15 protein-coding genes and 1 other RNA gene are annotated in these 16,195 nt (G+C 51.8%); 11 read left to right on the top strand and 5 right to left on the bottom strand.

From position 1 onward, the window contains the following. The first annotated feature begins 8 nt into the window (after positions 1-8). The 6 genes from relA to VHA_RS03580 all read left to right on the top strand — a co-directional run bounded on the left by relA (position 9) and on the right by VHA_RS03580 (position 7,549). Complete coding sequence (relA, locus tag VHA_RS03605; protein WP_005501908.1) at positions 9-2,219, top strand: GTP diphosphokinase; 2,211 nt, start codon at positions 9-11, stop codon at positions 2,217-2,219. A 60-nt stretch (positions 2,220-2,279) separates the two neighbouring features. Next, positions 2,280-3,098 carry a nucleoside triphosphate pyrophosphohydrolase gene (gene mazG, locus VHA_RS03600; RefSeq protein WP_005501906.1) on the top strand — a complete coding sequence of 273 codons (819 nt, stop codon included), beginning with the start codon at positions 2,280-2,282 and terminating at the stop codon, positions 3,096-3,098. Positions 3,099-3,238: 140 nt separating this feature from the next. After that, entirely contained in the window at positions 3,239-4,873 is a 1,635-nt protein-coding gene (gene pyrG, locus VHA_RS03595) for a CTP synthase (protein WP_005501905.1), read from the top strand. An 81-nt stretch (positions 4,874-4,954) separates the two neighbouring features. Then, positions 4,955-6,256 (top strand): phosphopyruvate hydratase, encoded by a 1,302-nt coding sequence (gene eno / locus VHA_RS03590; RefSeq protein ID WP_005501903.1) that lies wholly within the window; start codon positions 4,955-4,957, stop codon positions 6,254-6,256. A gap of 430 nt (positions 6,257-6,686) precedes the next feature. Continuing rightward, complete coding sequence (locus VHA_RS03585) at positions 6,687-7,166, top strand: Panacea domain-containing protein (protein ID WP_040528154.1); 480 nt, start codon at positions 6,687-6,689, stop codon at positions 7,164-7,166. Then, positions 7,163-7,549 (top strand): hypothetical protein, encoded by a 387-nt coding sequence (locus tag VHA_RS03580; protein ID WP_040528152.1) that lies wholly within the window; start codon positions 7,163-7,165, stop codon positions 7,547-7,549. Before VHA_RS03585 ends, VHA_RS03580 begins: the two co-directional genes overlap by 4 nt. 63 nt (positions 7,550-7,612) lie before the next feature. Here VHA_RS03580 and VHA_RS03575 read toward each other — a convergent pair whose 3' ends face one another. The 3 genes from VHA_RS03575 to VHA_RS03565 are packed head-to-tail and all read right to left on the bottom strand — an operon-like array spanning position 7,613 to position 10,641. Then, positions 7,613-8,824 (bottom strand): FAD-dependent 2-octaprenylphenol hydroxylase, encoded by a 1,212-nt coding sequence (locus VHA_RS03575; protein ID WP_005501899.1) that lies wholly within the window; start codon positions 8,822-8,824, stop codon positions 7,613-7,615. Further along, positions 8,824-10,029 (bottom strand): 2-octaprenyl-6-methoxyphenyl hydroxylase, encoded by a 1,206-nt coding sequence (ubiH, locus tag VHA_RS03570; RefSeq protein ID WP_005501898.1) that lies wholly within the window; start codon positions 10,027-10,029, stop codon positions 8,824-8,826. The genes VHA_RS03575 and ubiH overlap by 1 nt, the downstream gene beginning before the upstream one ends. Positions 10,030-10,071: 42 nt before the next feature. Next, positions 10,072-10,641 carry a YecA/YgfB family protein gene (locus tag VHA_RS03565; RefSeq protein WP_040528210.1) on the bottom strand — a complete coding sequence of 190 codons (570 nt, stop codon included), beginning with the start codon at positions 10,639-10,641 and terminating at the stop codon, positions 10,072-10,074. 272 nt (positions 10,642-10,913) lie between these two features. On the opposite strand from VHA_RS03565, the gene zapA reads away from it, so the two are divergent. From zapA to serA, 5 genes are all read left to right on the top strand, one after another. After that, on the top strand, positions 10,914-11,225 hold the full coding sequence (gene zapA, locus VHA_RS03560) for a cell division protein ZapA (RefSeq protein WP_005501896.1): 312 nt from the start codon (positions 10,914-10,916) through the stop codon (positions 11,223-11,225). A 16-nt stretch (positions 11,226-11,241) separates the two neighbouring features. Further along, a non-coding RNA gene (gene ssrS, locus VHA_RS18535) (6S RNA) lies at positions 11,242-11,424 on the top strand. Positions 11,425-11,459: 35 nt separating this feature from the next. Then, positions 11,460-12,062 carry a 5-formyltetrahydrofolate cyclo-ligase gene (locus VHA_RS03555; RefSeq protein ID WP_005501895.1) on the top strand — a complete coding sequence of 201 codons (603 nt, stop codon included), beginning with the start codon at positions 11,460-11,462 and terminating at the stop codon, positions 12,060-12,062. 116 nt (positions 12,063-12,178) lie between these two features. Further along, positions 12,179-12,832, top strand: a complete 654-nt coding sequence (rpiA, locus tag VHA_RS03550) for a ribose-5-phosphate isomerase RpiA (protein WP_005501894.1) — start codon at positions 12,179-12,181, stop codon at positions 12,830-12,832. A 267-nt stretch (positions 12,833-13,099) separates the two neighbouring features. Further along, complete coding sequence (gene serA, locus VHA_RS03545; RefSeq protein ID WP_005501893.1) at positions 13,100-14,329, top strand: phosphoglycerate dehydrogenase; 1,230 nt, start codon at positions 13,100-13,102, stop codon at positions 14,327-14,329. Positions 14,330-14,418: 89 nt separating this feature from the next. Here the strand turns inward: serA and VHA_RS03540 are convergent, their stop codons facing one another. Together VHA_RS03540 and VHA_RS03535 are read right to left on the bottom strand one after the other, a co-directional pair. Then, on the bottom strand, positions 14,419-15,126 hold the full coding sequence (locus VHA_RS03540; protein WP_005501891.1) for an oxidative stress defense protein: 708 nt from the start codon (positions 15,124-15,126) through the stop codon (positions 14,419-14,421). Between the two features lie 65 nt (positions 15,127-15,191). Continuing rightward, on the bottom strand, positions 15,192-16,109 hold the full coding sequence (locus VHA_RS03535) for a LysR family transcriptional regulator ArgP (protein ID WP_040528149.1): 918 nt from the start codon (positions 16,107-16,109) through the stop codon (positions 15,192-15,194). Between the last annotated feature and the right edge of the window lie 86 nt (positions 16,110-16,195).

Here is a 16,195-nt window from a genome sequence, read left to right as displayed (position 1 = left end):
AAAGTGAAATGGTCGCAATTCGTGGCGCGCACCTAAACAACAATAAAGAATTTGTGCTTGAACGCTGGGTGGAAGGCCTTGCCCAGGAAGCTGTTGTGTCTCAGGCTTTAACGGAAGCCTATCACTATTGCCAGACACTGGGGGATGAGCAAACGCTCGCACAGTCGCTCTGGTGTGGCCGGGAGATGATTGAAATCCTTGTCACCCTGAGTATGGACAAGGACACCCTCCTTGCTGCCCTGCTGTTCCCCATGGTCGAAGATGGCGTGCTCAGCCTTGAGCTGTTACAAGAGCGCTATGGCAGCAATATCGCCAAACTGGTGGCAGGGGTTCAGGAAATGGCGGCAATTCGCCACCTGAATGCCAACAATGAACAGGCCACTGCCGCGCAAGTGGACAATGTGCGGCGCATGTTGCTGTCGATGGTGGATGATTTTCGCTGCGTGGTGATCAAACTTGCCGAGCGCATCACCTACCTGCGTGAAGTGAAAAACGAGCCGGATGAGGTACGTCAGGCGGTGGCCAAAGAGTGCGCCAATATTTATGCGCCATTGGCAAACCGGCTGGGCATTGGCCAGCTGAAGTGGGAAATTGAAGACTACGCCTTCCGTTACCAGCATGCCACTACCTATAAGCAAATCGCCAAACAACTGGCGGAGCGACGCATTGACCGCGAGCAATATATCGAGGCCTTTGTGTCCGATCTGCAAAACGCGATGGAAGCGTCCAACATCAACGCTCAGGTCTACGGCCGCCCCAAACATATTTACAGCATCTGGCGCAAGATGCAGAAAAAAGGGCTGGCGTTTGATGAGCTGTTTGATGTGCGTGCCGTGCGCATTATTGCTGACCAATTGCAGGACTGTTACGCTGCCCTTGGGGTTGTGCACACCAAATACCGTCACCTGCCGAAAGAGTTTGATGACTATGTCGCCAACCCCAAGCCTAACGGTTATCAGTCCATTCACACCGTGGTGCTGGGGCCGGAAGGCAAAACGGTAGAAATCCAAATCCGTACCAAGCAGATGCACGATGATGCTGAGCTGGGTGTGGCCGCACACTGGAAATATAAAGAAGGGGCATCAGCGGGCCGGAGCGGTTACGACGAGAAAATTACCTGGCTGCGGAAGCTGCTGGCCTGGCAGGAAGAAATGTCGGATTCCGGCGAAATGCTGGATGAACTGCGCAGCCAGGTGTTTGACGATCGCGTTTACGCCTTCACCCCAAAAGGGGATGTGGTGGATTTGCCAAGCGGTGCCACACCGCTCGATTTTGCCTACCACATTCACTCGGAAGTGGGTCACCGCTGTATCGGTGCCAAGGTGGAAGGGCGAATAGTGCCGTTTACCTACCACCTTAACATGGGCGATCAGGTTGAAATCATCACCCAGAAAGAGCCCAATCCGTCCCGCGACTGGCTAAACCCAAGCCTTGGCTTTGTCACGTCAGGCCGGGCACGCGCCAAGATCAACGCCTGGTTCCGCAAGCAGGCGCGTGAGAAAAATGTTGAGGCGGGCAAGGAAATCATGGATGCCGAGCTGGCGAAAATCGGCGCTGCCAGTAAAGACGCCGCCCTTGCTATGAAGCGCTTTAACGTCAACAGTCTCGATGAAGTCTATGCCGGTGTGGGCAGCGGTGACCTGCGCATTAATCAGGTGATCAACTACATCAATTCCGTGGTCAACAAACTGACCAAGGAGCAGGAAGACCAGCAGCTTCGTGAAAAGCTGGCGCAGGCAGAAGCGGCAACCTCCACCAAGCGGCCACGCCGTGATGCCGTGGTAGTGGAGGGGGTGGATAACCTGATGACTCACCTGGCGCGCTGTTGTCAGCCTATCCCGGGCGATGATATTGAAGGTTATGTTACTCAAGGCCGTGGTATCTCGGTTCACCGCGCCGATTGTGAGCAGCTTGCCGAGCTTCGCCACCATGCGCCCGAGCGTATCATTGAGACGGTCTGGGGCAGTGGCTACATCGGCAGCTACCAAATCACGGTGCGGGTATCGGCCTCAGAGCGCAGCGGTTTGATTAAAGATCTCACCCATGTACTGACCAACGAGAAAGTGAAAGTCTCCGGCATGCAAAGCCGGGTCGATTTTAAACAGCAGTTGTCGATCATGGACTTTGATCTGGAACTGGGCGACCTTGATGTATTGAGCCGGGTGATTTCCCGCCTTGAACAGGTCAAGGATGTGCATGAAGCCAAGCGGCTTCACTGACAATCATCAAAGGGGAAAGCACGGCTTTCCCTTTTTCGTTGTGGCAACCGAAGGTAGCAGATGAAAACACTGTCACGAATGCAAGAATTGCTGGAAATTATGGCCACCCTCAGAGACCCGGAAAACGGCTGTGAGTGGGACAGGAAGCAAACATTCGATTCCATAATTCCTTACACCGTCGAAGAAACTTTTGAAGCCGTGGATGCCATTGAGCGCCAGGAATGGGCCGATGTGCGCGACGAGCTGGGCGATCTGCTGTTCCAGATTGTGTTCTATAGTCAACTCGGTAAAGAGCAGGGGCTGTTCGACTTTGAAGACATCGCCGGTGCGATCTGCGACAAGCTGGTGCGCAGGCATCCGCACGTGTTTGGTGAAAAAGATGCCGAGGGCAATCCGCTGGAAAAAGCCGATTGGGAAGGTATCAAAGCTCAGGAACGTGCAGCAAAAGCCAAACCGGATGCTGAACCCAGCATTCTCGATGATGTACCGACATCGCTCCCGGCATTGGGGCGGGCAGCCAAACTGCAAAAACGGTGTGCACGGTTTGGCTTTGACTGGGATTCTGTTGGCCCTGTTGCTGAAAAAGTGCAGGAAGAGCTAGAAGAGGTGATGGAAGAGGCGCTGATGGTGGATGTTGACCAGCAGCGTGTGGATGAAGAAATCGGCGATTTGCTGTTTGCTGTTGTCAACCTGGCACGGCATCTTGGCACCAATCCCGAAAGGGCACTTCGCAAAGCCAACCTGAAATTCGAAAAACGTTTTCGGAATGTTGAAATGAAATTACGCGAAAAGGGTAAAAATTTGCACGAAAGTCATCAAGATGAACTCGAAATGTTGTGGCAGGAAGTAAAACGTGATGAGGGCAACACATCGTCGTAAATCACTCAATTGATTTATGACAAAAAAAAACGGCATTCCGTGTGATAGTTTTCACGTTGTGGGAAGTTTCTGGCTCTGGTAACATGTCGTCCCGTCCAGATTTCCAATAATTTCCCCTAAATCCAACTCTCAGGTTTAGCATGACAACGAATTACATTTTTGTTACGGGCGGGGTGGTATCCTCCCTAGGTAAGGGTATTGCAGCAGCGTCATTGGCAGCAATTTTAGAAGCGCGTGGTCTTAATGTGACCATCATGAAGCTTGACCCTTACATCAACGTGGATCCGGGCACCATGAGCCCAACCCAGCACGGTGAGGTATTCGTTACGGAAGATGGTGCAGAAACTGACCTGGATTTGGGTCACTATGAGCGTTTCATCCGCACCAAGATGACCAAACGCAATAACTTCACCTCTGGCCGTGTGTACGCTGACGTGCTGCGCAAAGAGCGCCGTGGTGACTACCTGGGTGCAACCATTCAGGTGATTCCACACATTACCAACTCCATCAAAGAACGTGTGCTTGCCGGTGGCGAAGGTCACGACGTTGCTATCGTAGAAATCGGTGGCACCGTGGGTGATATCGAATCACTGCCGTTCCTGGAAGCGATCCGCCAGCTGGCGGTTGAGCTGGGCCGTGAGCGCGCGATGTTCATGCACCTGACGTTGGTCCCTTACCTGGCAGCCGCCGGTGAGGTGAAAACCAAGCCTACCCAACACTCAGTGAAAGAACTGCTTTCTATCGGTATCCAGCCAGACATTCTGGTTTGTCGTAGCGACCGCGTTATTCCTGCCAATGAGCGCTCGAAGATTGCCCTGTTCTGTAACGTGTCAGAAAAAGCGGTTATCTCGATGAAGGACGTAGATTCTATCTACAAAATCCCTTCACTGATCCGCTCACAAGGTCTTGATGACCTGATCTGTCAGCGCTTTGGCATCACAGCGCCAGAAGCAGACCTGTCTGAGTGGGAACAAGTTATTTATGAAGAAGCCAACCCAACCGGTGAAGTGACCATCGGCATGGTGGGCAAATACATCGAACTGCCAGATGCTTACAAGTCAGTGAACGAAGCACTGAAACACGGTGGCCTGAAAAACCGCCTGACAGTGAACATCAAATACATTGATTCACAAGACGTAGAAAGCAAAGGCGAAGAAGCACTGCAGGGTCTGGACGCAATTCTGGTACCGGGTGGCTTCGGTGACCGCGGTGTTGAAGGCAAGATCCTGGCGGCAAAATACGCCCGCGAAAACAAAATCCCATACCTTGGCATCTGTCTGGGCATGCAGGTTGCGCTGATTGAATACGCGCGCAATGTGGCAGGCATGGAAGGTGCAAACTCCACCGAGTTCGACAAAAACTGTAAGTACCCGGTCGTTGGCCTGATCACGGAATGGGTCGACAGTGACGGTAAGGTTGAAGAGCGTAGCGAAAAATCTGATCTGGGTGGCACCATGCGCCTTGGCGCCCAACTGTGTCACCTGAAAGAAGGAACAAAAGCGCGCGAGCTGTACGGTAATGCGACGATTCACGAGCGTCACCGTCACCGTTATGAAGTGAATAACGTACTGCGCCCGCAGATCGAAAAAGCAGGTCTCGTAGTATCTGGCCTGTCTGCGGATAAAAAGCTGGTTGAGATTATCGAAAACCCTGCGCACCCATGGTTTGTGGCGTGCCAGTTCCACCCTGAATTTACCTCAACCCCACGCGATGGCCATCCGCTGTTTGCAGGCTTTGTGGCGGCAGCGGGTAAATACCAGCGTGGTGAGCTGTAACTGAAAAAAGGAAGCGGTCGCGAAGGTAGTGCGGCCGCTTTTTCGCATTCTTAAGCTATATGACATACGAGAGGAAACACAATGTCTAAGATCGTTAAAGTTCTGGGCCGCGAAATTATCGATTCACGCGGTAACCCAACTGTAGAAGCGGAAGTTCACCTGGAAGGTGGTTTCGTAGGCATGGCAGCTGCGCCTTCTGGTGCATCTACCGGTTCTCGCGAAGCACTGGAACTGCGTGATGGCGACAAAGCACGTTTCCTGGGTAAAGGTGTACTGAAAGCGGTTGAAGCGGTTAACGGCCCAATCGCAGCAGCGCTGGAAGGCAAAGACGCGAAAAACCAAGCAGAAATCGACCAGATCATGATTGACCTGGATGGTACCGACAACAAATCTAAACTCGGTGCTAACGCAATCCTGGCGGTTTCTCTGGCAAACGCAAAAGCAGCAGCGGCTGCGAAAGGCATGCCACTTTACGAGCACATTGCTGAGCTGAACGGTACGCCAGGCGTATTCTCTATGCCTCTGCCAATGATGAACATCATCAACGGTGGTGAGCACGCAGACAACAACGTTGATATCCAAGAATTCATGATCCAGCCAGTTGGCGCTGCAACCCTGAAAGAAGCAGTACGCATGGGTTCAGAAGTGTTCCACAACCTGGCAAAAGTACTGAAGTCTAAAGGCTACAACACCGCAGTGGGTGACGAAGGTGGTTTCGCGCCTAACCTGAAATCTAACGCTGAAGCGCTGGAAGTGATTGCAGAAGCTGTTGCGGCAGCGGGTTACGAGCTGGGCAAAGACATCACTCTGGCAATGGACTGTGCAGCATCTGAGTTCTACGACAAAGAAGCTGGCATCTACAACATGAAAGGCGAAGGCAAAACCTTCACCTCTGAAGAGTTCAACCACTACCTGGCTGGCCTGGTAGAGCAGTTCCCAATCGTGTCTATCGAAGACGGTCTGGACGAGTCTGACTGGGACGGCTTCAAGCACCAGACAGAACTGCTGGGCGGCAAAATCCAGCTGGTGGGTGACGACCTGTTTGTAACCAACACCAAGATCCTGGCGCAAGGTATCGAGAAAGGCATTGCTAACTCTATCTTGATCAAGTTCAACCAGATTGGTTCTCTGACTGAAACTCTGGCTGCTATCAAGATGGCGAAAGATGCAGGCTACACCGCTGTTATCTCTCACCGCAGCGGCGAAACTGAAGACGCAACTATCGCTGACCTGGCGGTAGGTACTGCAGCAGGCCAAATCAAGACCGGTTCTATGAGCCGTTCTGACCGTGTTGCTAAGTACAACCAGCTGATCCGCATCGAAGAAGCACTGGCTGGCAAAGCACCTTTCAACGGTCTGAAAGAAGTAAAAGGCCAAGCGTAATCGCTGACCTGAAGCTGGCTAAATAAGAAACGGCGCTGAAAAGGCGCCGTTTTTTTTGTGTGGTATATCGGGTAAGTGGAGTTCGAGAGGGGAGAAATTTATACGCTCCCAGACTGCTTTGTTGCTTCTGTTCCCTCGAACCATGCAATTTGAATAGATTAAGGTGTGAATGGATTTTTGGACACAAAAGTGAGTTGGCACTTGTTCACTCGGGTGTCTACTTTGGATAACTTTAGTTTGGGGAAACGAAGTAGACGACTTTGTTGATCGAGAGCATTGGCTGCTGGTGCAACCAGAAAGAAGGCTATTGCCTATTGACCGGAGAAGGGCTCATATGTTGTTAGCCTCCTAAGAAATTACTGGACAAAACAACAGTAAACTGTTATACACTCACAATGAATCAAGCGTTACTTATAGGTAGGGGGGCTGCATGGCTAAAGCGTTGAGTGTAGCTAATGAGTTTTTAAGATTAGCTAAAGAAAACAAAAAAAGCATAACAAACATGCAGATTCAAAAGCTTGTGTACACTGCACACGGCTTGTCTCTTGGCTATACAGGAAAACCACTCCTAGATGAAGAAGTTAATGCATGGAAGCATGGTCCAGTCATCCCTGTTTTGTATCACAGATACAAAAAATATATCAATGGTAACATTGATCTTAACAAAGAAATCTCCGCTTGTGATGACCTGACCACTGAAGAAAAAGAGATTGTAGCAGGTGCTTACAAGAACTTTGGCAAATTCGATGGCTGGCAACTGCGTGAACTTACACATAAAGAAGGTAGCCCATGGCATAAGATTTGGTATGACCATTGTGGAAATGCTACCTATAACGCAGTAATGCCAAACGATGTTATCCGCGCACATTATGAGAACATCAAAGCGACAGGACAAGCTTCATCTCTATGATTTCAGACATTAATGTAAACGCGGATTTCAAAGAAACATCGCCAAAAGATGAAAGTGAGTTATCTGACGAAGTAGCCGAGCTAAAGCTTCAATTAGAGATACAAAAAATGCAGGCTGAAATCGATGAACTTAGAGCAGGCATTGATGATACTAAAAACAATACAAAAATGAGAAAAGATTTAGCTGATAAAACTTTCTCGTTTATGGAAAAGTTCACAATTTTTTCAGCCTTGGTTTTTTGGTTATATATTTCTTCTTTCTTGCAAAATGGCAAAGAAATTCCAGAGTCGGTTATGATTACCTTTATAACCACAACTCTTGCTACAGTTATCGGGTTGATGGTTATTATATTAAAAGGGATGTTTGGTTCTAGTTCTAAGTGAAGGCTAACTTCCTCCTAGGGGCTGGCAACGCATAAAACCAAACTACTTTGACAAACCTCAAACCTACTTCTTCGCCAGCTCCGGCAAATCGCCCGTCAGCCCCAACGCCCGCTTGATAAACTGCGTCTTGATGCCCGGCAGGGTTGCTGCTGCCATCAGGCCAATTCCGCGGATTAGTTTCTTCGCCGGGTTTTCACCGGCAAACAGATCGCGAAAGCCCTGCATGGCGGCAATCATTTGCGCCGCTTCGGCCTTGCGCCAGCGTTCAAAGGTGCGCAGGTTGGCTTTTTCACCGACGTCTTTGCCTTCATTGCTCAGGCGAACCAGCTCCTGTGCCAGCGTGGCGGCATCTAACAGCCCAAGGTTGACGCCCTGACCGGCCAGTGGGTGAATGGTATGGGCTGCATCGCCAACCAGCGCGACGCGATCAACGACAAAATCCCTCGCATAGCGCATTTTAAGGGGGAACGCCGCCCGTTCACCTTCGACAGTGCAAAGGCCAAGGCGAAGATCAAACGCTGCGCTCAGTGCTTTGTTGAATGCTTCTGCGGACATGGTGCAGCGGGCATCGGCCTGTTCCGGTGATTGTGACCAGACAATCGAGCTCAGGTGTGAGTCAGGCAAAGGCAGGAATGCCAGCGGACCATCCGGGGTGAAAATTTGGCGTGCTACACCACCGTGAGGCTCTTCTGTGCGGATATTCGCCACCAGCGCACTGTGGCCGTAATCCCAATGGGTCAGGGGGATTGAAAGCTGGTTTCGCCCCCAGGAATTGGCACCGTCTGCCCCCACGACCAGTTTGGCGGTAATGGCACTGCCGGATTCCAGCGTCAGCCAGGCTTCGGTTTCACCGAACATCATGCTCTGGCAGCGTTCCGGGCAGAACAGGGTAACGTTGTGCTGCTGTTTGACGCATTCCATCAGCGCCAGCTGAATCACACGGTTTTCAACAATGCAGCCAAGGTTGGGTTGCCCCAGATCGGTGGCGTCAAAATCAATGGCGGCAAAGCTGTCCTGTTCCCACACTGACATTTTGTGATACGGGCTGTAGCGACGGGAAAGGATGCCGTCCCACGCTCCCACGTTTTTCAGGATACGTTCGCTGGCGCGGCTCAGGGCCGAAACGCGAAGGTCGGGCAGGGTGTCCAGTTCCGGTTCGGGCATCTTGCCTTCAATGATGGCGATACGGAGATCGCTTTCAGCCAGTGCCGCTGCCAGTGTCAGGCCAACCATACCACCGCCGATAATGGCGATGTCTACATTTGTCATTTTCATTATCGTTCTACCAGACCCATCGCCCGTTTAAGCAGGGGGGCTTTCAATTCACTACAGACTGACATGGCTGCCAGTCCCAGATTGCGCCCCAGAATCAACGGGGCAGCGGTATTGGAAAAACCATGAACCAATCCTGACGTCATGGCGACTGTGGCATCACGATCCGGCTCACGGCGGGCAAGGTAGGATTGCAAGACCGGCATTTCACCACAATCTTTTTGGTTCAGGTGGGCGTTTGCGATTTCCTCTGCCAGTGTCACCACATCGCGAAGCCCAAGGTTAAAGCCCTGACCGGCGATAGGGTGCAGGGTTTGTGCAGCGTTGCCCACCACGGCAAAGCGGTGGCTGATAAGACGGGTTGCCTGGCGTAAAACCAGTGGGTAGTTGCCCCGCTGGCCGACATGAAGTAGCCTGCCAAGACGCCAGCCAAAGGCACGCTGCAGTGCCTGCGCGAATTCGTTATCGGACATGGCGAGCAGGGCTGGCGCTTCGTGGGGGTTCACACACCATACCAGTGAGCTTCTGCCTTCTGACATCGGCAACAGGGCGACAGGGCCTGTCTCGGTGAAGCGCTCAAACGCTCGCCCCTGATGGGCAAGCTCAGTGGTCACATTGGCAATCAGCGCAATTTGTTCGAAATCATGCTCGTGGCGGTCAATACCCACCTTCTCGCAGCAGGAGGAAAGGGCACCGTCTGCGGCAACTACCAGCCGGGTTGTCAGTGTCTGGCCGTCATTGAGTGTCAGGGTTACTTTGTCTGTGTCGCGTTCAATCTCAGAAACAAAGGCAGGGCAGAAAAGCGTGATGTTTTGGGCATCGCCCAGCGCTTTATGGAACACGCGTCCGGCATCAGCAAGTTCAATCACGTTGCCAAGGAAGGGGACACCTTCCTTCGAGGCGTGCATTTCTGTCAGTCCAAAGTGGCCGCGGTCAGAAACATGAATCGTGGTGATGGAGGTTGCGAACGGTGCCAGCACCGGCCAGATGCCAATCTGTTCGAGTAGCTGGCAACTCCCGTAAGACAGGGCAATACTGCGGGCATCGTAACCCGGATGGCTGTGGTCGGGAATGGCGGCTTCAACCACGGCGACCGACAGTCCAGCCCCTGTCAGGCGTTCAATAGCCAGGGCCAGGGTAGCCCCTGCCATCGCACCGCCTGCGATAACAACATCAAAGGTGTGTGTGGTAGGCGCGCTTGCGTCCATTCTGTGTCACTCTCCGGCAATGCCCTTTTGGGTCAACAGACCTTAGTGAAGGGTAGGTTTTTCTTCAGTCTGTGGTTTGATGCCCAACTCTGCATGAAGGGTCATCGCGCAGACACGAACGTGTTCAATCACCTGTTCCAGCAGTTGTGCCTGCTCTTCCATATCGTCATCTTCATCAATGCCCAATTGGGCAATTTCAGACAGATCGGAAAGCACTTCTTTGGTGTCTTCAGACAGCTTACCGGCAGTTATACCCACCAGACCGATACCCGCGATAAATGCATTCAACCACTCGGACAGGGCATCAGCACGGTCAAGCAGTGACACACCTTCTTCCGGCAGCAGGATGTCGAAATCCATCTGTCCACTGGCCAACGCGGCGCTCGCAAGGCCAATACTGGTTGCTGCCAGTGCCTTGGATTGATGGGGCCAGCCTGCGCCATCATTGGTGTAGTCATAAAGCATCGGCATCCAGTTCCCCCGTTCCGGGTCGAGTCCACCGCACAGCATACCACTGAGCAATCCATGCATTTCCGCTGGGGTTACGGCCAGGGAATCGGCGTTTAGTGTGGCAGCTATGCTGCTGTATTCAGGTAAAGTTGCTTGGGTCACGGGGTCACCTTGGGTACCGGTTATGTCTTGCCAGTATCCTAACACTTCGGGCCAAGTCACTGAACTGTTCTTGTTGATTGAAAAAAGCAAAAGCACTAAAACAGAATCCCGATAGCTCTGATTTTCATCATATTGACGACTTTTCGTCTGATTGGTGCGTCGTGAGCCAATACGCTATAGGATAGACTTGCAGTTTAATCTGCCATTTTCTATAGTTTGCGCCCGTCACGTCAGGGTGCGATCTCGTGCTTTGAAGGGAGCCCAGAAAAAATATGACTACGCAGGCTGTTGAAATTCGAATCCTTGGCAAAACAATGCGTGTAAACTGTCCAACCGGGCAGGAGCAGGCGTTGACGGATGCTGCAAACGACTTTGATCAACGGTTGCATGAATTGTCTGAGCGCACTAAAGTAACGAATACAGAGCAGTTATTGACGATTGCTGCCCTGAACGTCTGCTACGAGTTACGGGCCGAAAGGCAAAAGAGCATTGATGAGCAGGCAGATATGGCACAGCGTATCTCGCTGTTGCAACAGACGATTGAAGAGGCGTTGTTAAAACACAGCGCATCGAAGGAAGGTTAGACCCTTCCACACCAAGTTGACCCTGGAGTGTGCGTCAGCGGATCCGCGTCCCTGAGCCGATAAGCACACCTAAGGGTGGGATGTTATAGACTTTTGAGCAAGCTCGGCCCGTACCGAGAAGCCTGCGGTTTATTCTTCTCATCCGCCTTGAACCGCAGGGTTCAAGGGCAAAAGATCCCAACGGCACTCCGGGGCTTTCCCTAGCATCAACCCGCTTTGCGGCAAGGAAAGCCGATGCAAGCAACCACGTTTTCCCTGCGCAATGAACTGCGAAAAACCATCCGGGCCAAAAGACAGTCACTGACAGATGAGCAGCAATATCAGGCTGCCCACGACGTGCTGGCTCATTTCCAAAACGCGGACTGCATCCGCCAAGCCCAACGCATCGCGCTTTACCTGTCTGTTGACGGCGAACTGAATACCCAACCTTTAATCGAACATTGCTGGCGTGAAGGCAAGGCGGTCTATTTGCCAGTCATTCATCCTTTCAGCAAAGGTCACTTATTGTTTCTGCATTACCATCCTGATTCGACGCTGATAGCGAACCGGTATGGCATTCTGGAACCTAAACTGAGCGTGCTTGATGTGTTGCCAGCCCACCGGCTCGATGTGATTTGCACCCCGCTTGTGGCATTTGATGAGTGTGGTCAGCGCCTTGGTATGGGCGGCGGTTATTATGACCGCACGCTTGCCCCCTGGTATGCGTCACGCTGTGGTGCGAAACCTATCGGTATTGCCCATGATTGTCAGCAGGTAAGTGCACTGCCTGTTGAAGCGTGGGATGTGCCGTTGCCGGAGATCCTGACGCCTTCCAGACACTGGATATGGTCGATCTGACACGATCAGCATGGATCGGCAAGAACGGGATCTGGGTTTATAAAAACCTGCCCGTGCGAGAGTGAGATCTGTATAATCGGCCTCGCAATTTTTCCCCTATTTAGCAGGAGATCCTCATGACTCAGGATGAAATGAAAAAGGCGGCTGGCTGGGCTGCGCTGGAATACGTGACCAAAGGCAGTATTGTTGGTGTCGGCACGGGGTCAACCGTTAATCACTTCATCGATGCGCTTGAAACCATTAAAGAGCAAATCAAAGGTGCGGTGTCGAGCTCAGTGGCATCAACCGAGCGCCTTGAGAAAATTGGCATCCCGGTGTTTGATGCCAATGAGGTAGACAGCTTAGATATCTATGTTGATGGCGCAGATGAGATCAACCCAAACAATGAAATGATCAAAGGCGGCGGCGCAGCCCTGACCCGCGAGAAGATCGTTGCCGCGATCGCCAAGCAGTTCATTTGCATTATTGATGACAGCAAAAAAGTGGATGTACTGGGCCAGTTCCCCCTGCCGGTAGAGGTGATCCCAATGGCACGCTCTTATGTAGCCCGCGAACTGGTGAAACTGGGCGGCGATCCTTGTTATCGTGAAGGCTGTATTACCGACAATGGCAACGTCATTCTGGACGTTCACAACCTGAAAATCACCAATGCGAAAGAGTTGGAAGACAAGATCAATGCGATCCCGGGTGTTGTCACTGTGGGCCTGTTTGCTAACCGTGGTGCAGATGTGGTGCTGGAAGGCACGGCAAACGGTGTCGTAAAAAGCTAAAAATTGTTAATCAATAACAAGTTAGATGTTTACTTTTTTTTAAGTAAAAGCCAAACGTTTGCGTTTAAGTAACTCAACAAGTTAGCGGTGCCTTTCCGGCGCCGTTTTTTTTCGTACTTATGACGTAATATTCTTACCCATGTAAAAAAATTTTTGTTACCTTAGTCACTAATTGAGCGGGCCTGAGAGAAAACAACACCAAAGGTACCGCAGTCTGGAAGACATATACGGATTTCTTATGCAGATTTTTTTAAGGATGAGAATTGCATGGCTAAAGTGTCGCTTGAAAAAGACAAAATAAAAATCCTTCTCCTTGAAGGTGTTCACCCAACGGCGCTGGAAGTATTTCAGGGCGCAGGTTACAGCAACATTGAGTATCACAAAGGCTCCCTGTCGGGCGAAGAGCTGGAAGCGGCCATTGCCGATGCGCATTTCGTGGGTATTCGTTCCCGTACCCAACTGACCGAACAGGTATTTGCAAAAGCCCAGAAGCTGGTGGCGGTAGGGTGTTTCTGTATCGGCACCAACCAGGTTGATTTAAACGCTGCTGCGAAACGCGGTATCCCGGTATTTAACGCGCCATTCTCCAACACCCGCAGTGTCGCTGAACTGGTTCTGGGCGAAATCCTGCTTCTGCTTCGCGGCATTCCGGCGAAAAATGCCATGGCACATCGCGGCGAGTGGATGAAATCGGCTGACCGTTCATTTGAAGCGCGCGGTAAAAACCTTGGCATCATCGGTTATGGCCACATTGGTACCCAGCTGGGGATTCTGGCGGAAAACCTTGGAATGCGGGTTTTCTTCTATGACATCGAAAACAAGCTCTCTTTGGGGAATGCCCAGCAGGTGGCATCGATGTCAGAACTGTTGAACAAGAGTGATGTGGTCACTCTACATGTGCCGGAAACCGATTCCACCCAGAACATGATGGGCAGCGAAGAGTTTGCGCGTATGAAACCGGGCGCGATTTTCATCAATGCGGCGCGCGGTACAGTGGTGGATATCGATGCTCTGTGCGGTGCATTGGAAAGCGGCCATATTGGCGGTGCCGCCATTGACGTGTTCCCCACCGAGCCAAAAACCAACAGCGACCCATTTACGTCGCCACTCCAGGCGTTTGACAATGTTATCCTGACACCACACATCGGTGGCTCGACGCAAGAAGCGCAGGAAAACATCGGGATCGAAGTGGCCGGTAAACTGGTGAAGTACTCAGACAACGGTTCGACCCTGTCTTGTGTCAACTTCCCGGAAGTGTCGCTGCCTGAACACACTGGTTCCTCGCGCCTGCTGCACATTCACCAGAACAAGCCGGGCATCCTGACCAAGATCAACACCATCTTTGCAGAGGAAGGCATCAACATCGCTGGCCAGTACCTGCAGACCAATGCCGAATATGGTTATGTGGTGATCGATGTTGAAACGGAGCATTCAGAGAAAGCGCTGGAGAAACTTAAAGCGATTGAAGGTACTCTTCGCGCGCGTATTCTCCACTGATGAACTGTTTGTCTACAGTACTGATTTATGACAATAAAAATGGCCGCACTCGCGGCCATTGTCGTTTTGGGCGAAAGCGCTCTGGAAACTTATCGTCCCAGCTTATACACCACTTCCACCTGATCGCGGACGGTGATTTCTGCATCCTGGTAACTCGCCCCCACATTGGCTGACGATTCTGCCATTCGCATCAAAACCGGGCGGTTAGCGTTTGTATCCATGTAACGGATCTCCCACACGCTACCAAGATCCAGGTCAAACCCTTTCGCCAGTGAAGCGGCTTTAGCCTGCGCATCCCGGATGGCCGCTATTCTGGCTTGCTCTTTTAATTCGGTTTCTTTACTGGAAGAAAACTGGATGCCGTTCACACGGTTAAGACCATCAGCCAGAGCGCCATCCAAAACAGTGTTGAGCATGCCCAGATCGGTGAGGGTGACGGCAACATTGCGGCTGGCACGGTAGCCGTCCAGTTTGGGCTCGCCGTTTTTCGGGTACGTGTACTGAGGCTGGATATTGAGATTGGCACTTTCGATATCTTTGCGGGCCACGCCCATTTTCTCAAGGCGTCCAAGTAAGGCAACAATGGCATCGTCAGAGGCTTTTTTCGCCGCCTGTGCAGTGTCGCGGGTCAGGGAAACCGCAACATTGATGATGGCTGTGTCCGGTTGAGCAACCACTTCTCCGATACCTGTTGTTTCCAGATGGGGAAATTCAGGGGCAGAGGCAGAGGCAGAGGCGAAAGGAGCCGTGAGCGCAAGTGTTGCGCTAATGAAGGAAGCAATCAGATGTTTTTTCATGGTCTTGTTTCCACGTTGTTTTTCGACATTATCTGACTATATGACTCTGCGTATATAGAAAAGATTCACACTTCGCGGGATATTTTTCCATTGTCGAATACGGTTCGCGCATAACTAAGGCAGGCCGAGGTCATCTCTGCCAATATCCCGCTTTCGGTGGCAAAGTGATGCCAGTAGAGATGGCGCGTTATGCCATCTCCGGGACAAAGGTCGATAAGCTCACCCCGTGCCAGTTCTTGGCGGATCTGGAGCCGTGGGATCAGGCAATAGGCAACCCCGAGTTTAGCCATTTTGACGAACGCTTCTGACGAGCGCACCATGTGGCTTCGCCAACCCGGCGTAGGCAGTTGGAACCGTTCGGAAACAAACTGGGTGTGCATGTCATCAAAGCGATCAAATACCACTGCCGGTGCGCGACTGACTGCACCGGCATTGAGCCCGTCCGGGAAATAGCTGGCTTTAAAGGCCGGCGTGCAGACACAAAGGTAGTCCATGACCCCAAGTGGCTGCGCCACACAGCCTTTTAACGCTGTTGGTTCATTGCTGATGGCGACAACGGCCTCTCCGGATCGTAGCCGGTTCAACGTGCGGCATTCGTCATCCACAATCAGGTTAATCTCCAGCGTTTGCGCCTTCATTAAGGGGGAAAGGGCAGGCAACAGCCAGGTGGCCAGGCTGTCAGCATTGGTGGCAATAGGGACGGTGATCGGGCCAGACAGTCCGTCAGGTGTCAGCTCGGGCAGCAGTTCTTTTTCCAGCAACTGTACCCGGCGATGGAGCCCAAGCAGCTTTCTGCCAATGGCTGTCGGTTGTGGCGGCGATTCCCGGATAAGCACGGGTTGTGCGACCAGCGTTTCCAGCTGTTTTATCCGCTGCGATACCGCTGACTGGGTAATAAACAGGGCATCAGCGGCTTTATCAAACCCGCCATGGGCGATAACAGCATCCAGTGCATCGAGCCAGCGGTAATCCATTCCCTTCATGCCTGCCTCATAAGAAATACTTATTTGTGATTAAAACTATTAGTTTTACTTACTCTTGTCACGTGACTAATTTAACCCCACGGGAT

Origin of the sequence: Grimontia hollisae CIP 101886 (genome assembly GCF_000176515.1) — a bacterium.
GTDB classification, from domain to species: Bacteria; Pseudomonadota; Gammaproteobacteria; order Enterobacterales; family Vibrionaceae; genus Enterovibrio; species Enterovibrio hollisae.
Note: the sequence above shows the minus strand (reverse complement) of the source record. Positions and strands in the feature narration are given on the sequence as shown.

Bases quoted from the DNA above. Each gene is read 5' to 3' on its own strand.
- serA (WP_005501893.1), top strand. From the start codon at position 13,100: ATGGCTAAAGTGTCGCTTGAAAAAGACAAAATAAAAATCCTTCTCCTT.
- VHA_RS03585 (WP_040528154.1), top strand. From the start codon at position 6,687: ATGGCTAAAGCGTTGAGTGTAGCTAATGAGTTTTTAAGATTAGCTAAA.
- VHA_RS03555 (WP_005501895.1), top strand. From the start codon at position 11,460: ATGCAAGCAACCACGTTTTCCCTGCGCAATGAACTGCGAAAAACCATC.
- mazG (WP_005501906.1), top strand. From the start codon at position 2,280: ATGAAAACACTGTCACGAATGCAAGAATTGCTGGAAATTATGGCCACC.
- VHA_RS03580 (WP_040528152.1), top strand. From the start codon at position 7,163: ATGATTTCAGACATTAATGTAAACGCGGATTTCAAAGAAACATCGCCA.
- zapA (WP_005501896.1), top strand. From the start codon at position 10,914: ATGACTACGCAGGCTGTTGAAATTCGAATCCTTGGCAAAACAATGCGT.
- VHA_RS03540 (WP_005501891.1), bottom strand. From the start codon at position 15,126: ATGAAAAAACATCTGATTGCTTCCTTCATTAGCGCAACACTTGCGCTC.
- VHA_RS03575 (WP_005501899.1), bottom strand. From the start codon at position 8,824: ATGAAAATGACAAATGTAGACATCGCCATTATCGGCGGTGGTATGGTT.
- eno (WP_005501903.1), top strand. From the start codon at position 4,955: ATGTCTAAGATCGTTAAAGTTCTGGGCCGCGAAATTATCGATTCACGC.
- relA (WP_005501908.1), top strand. From the start codon at position 9: ATGGTCGCAATTCGTGGCGCGCACCTAAACAACAATAAAGAATTTGTG.
- VHA_RS03535 (WP_040528149.1), bottom strand. From the start codon at position 16,109: ATGAAGGGAATGGATTACCGCTGGCTCGATGCACTGGATGCTGTTATC.
- ubiH (WP_005501898.1), bottom strand. From the start codon at position 10,029: ATGGACGCAAGCGCGCCTACCACACACACCTTTGATGTTGTTATCGCA.
- rpiA (WP_005501894.1), top strand. From the start codon at position 12,179: ATGACTCAGGATGAAATGAAAAAGGCGGCTGGCTGGGCTGCGCTGGAA.
- pyrG (WP_005501905.1), top strand. From the start codon at position 3,239: ATGACAACGAATTACATTTTTGTTACGGGCGGGGTGGTATCCTCCCTA.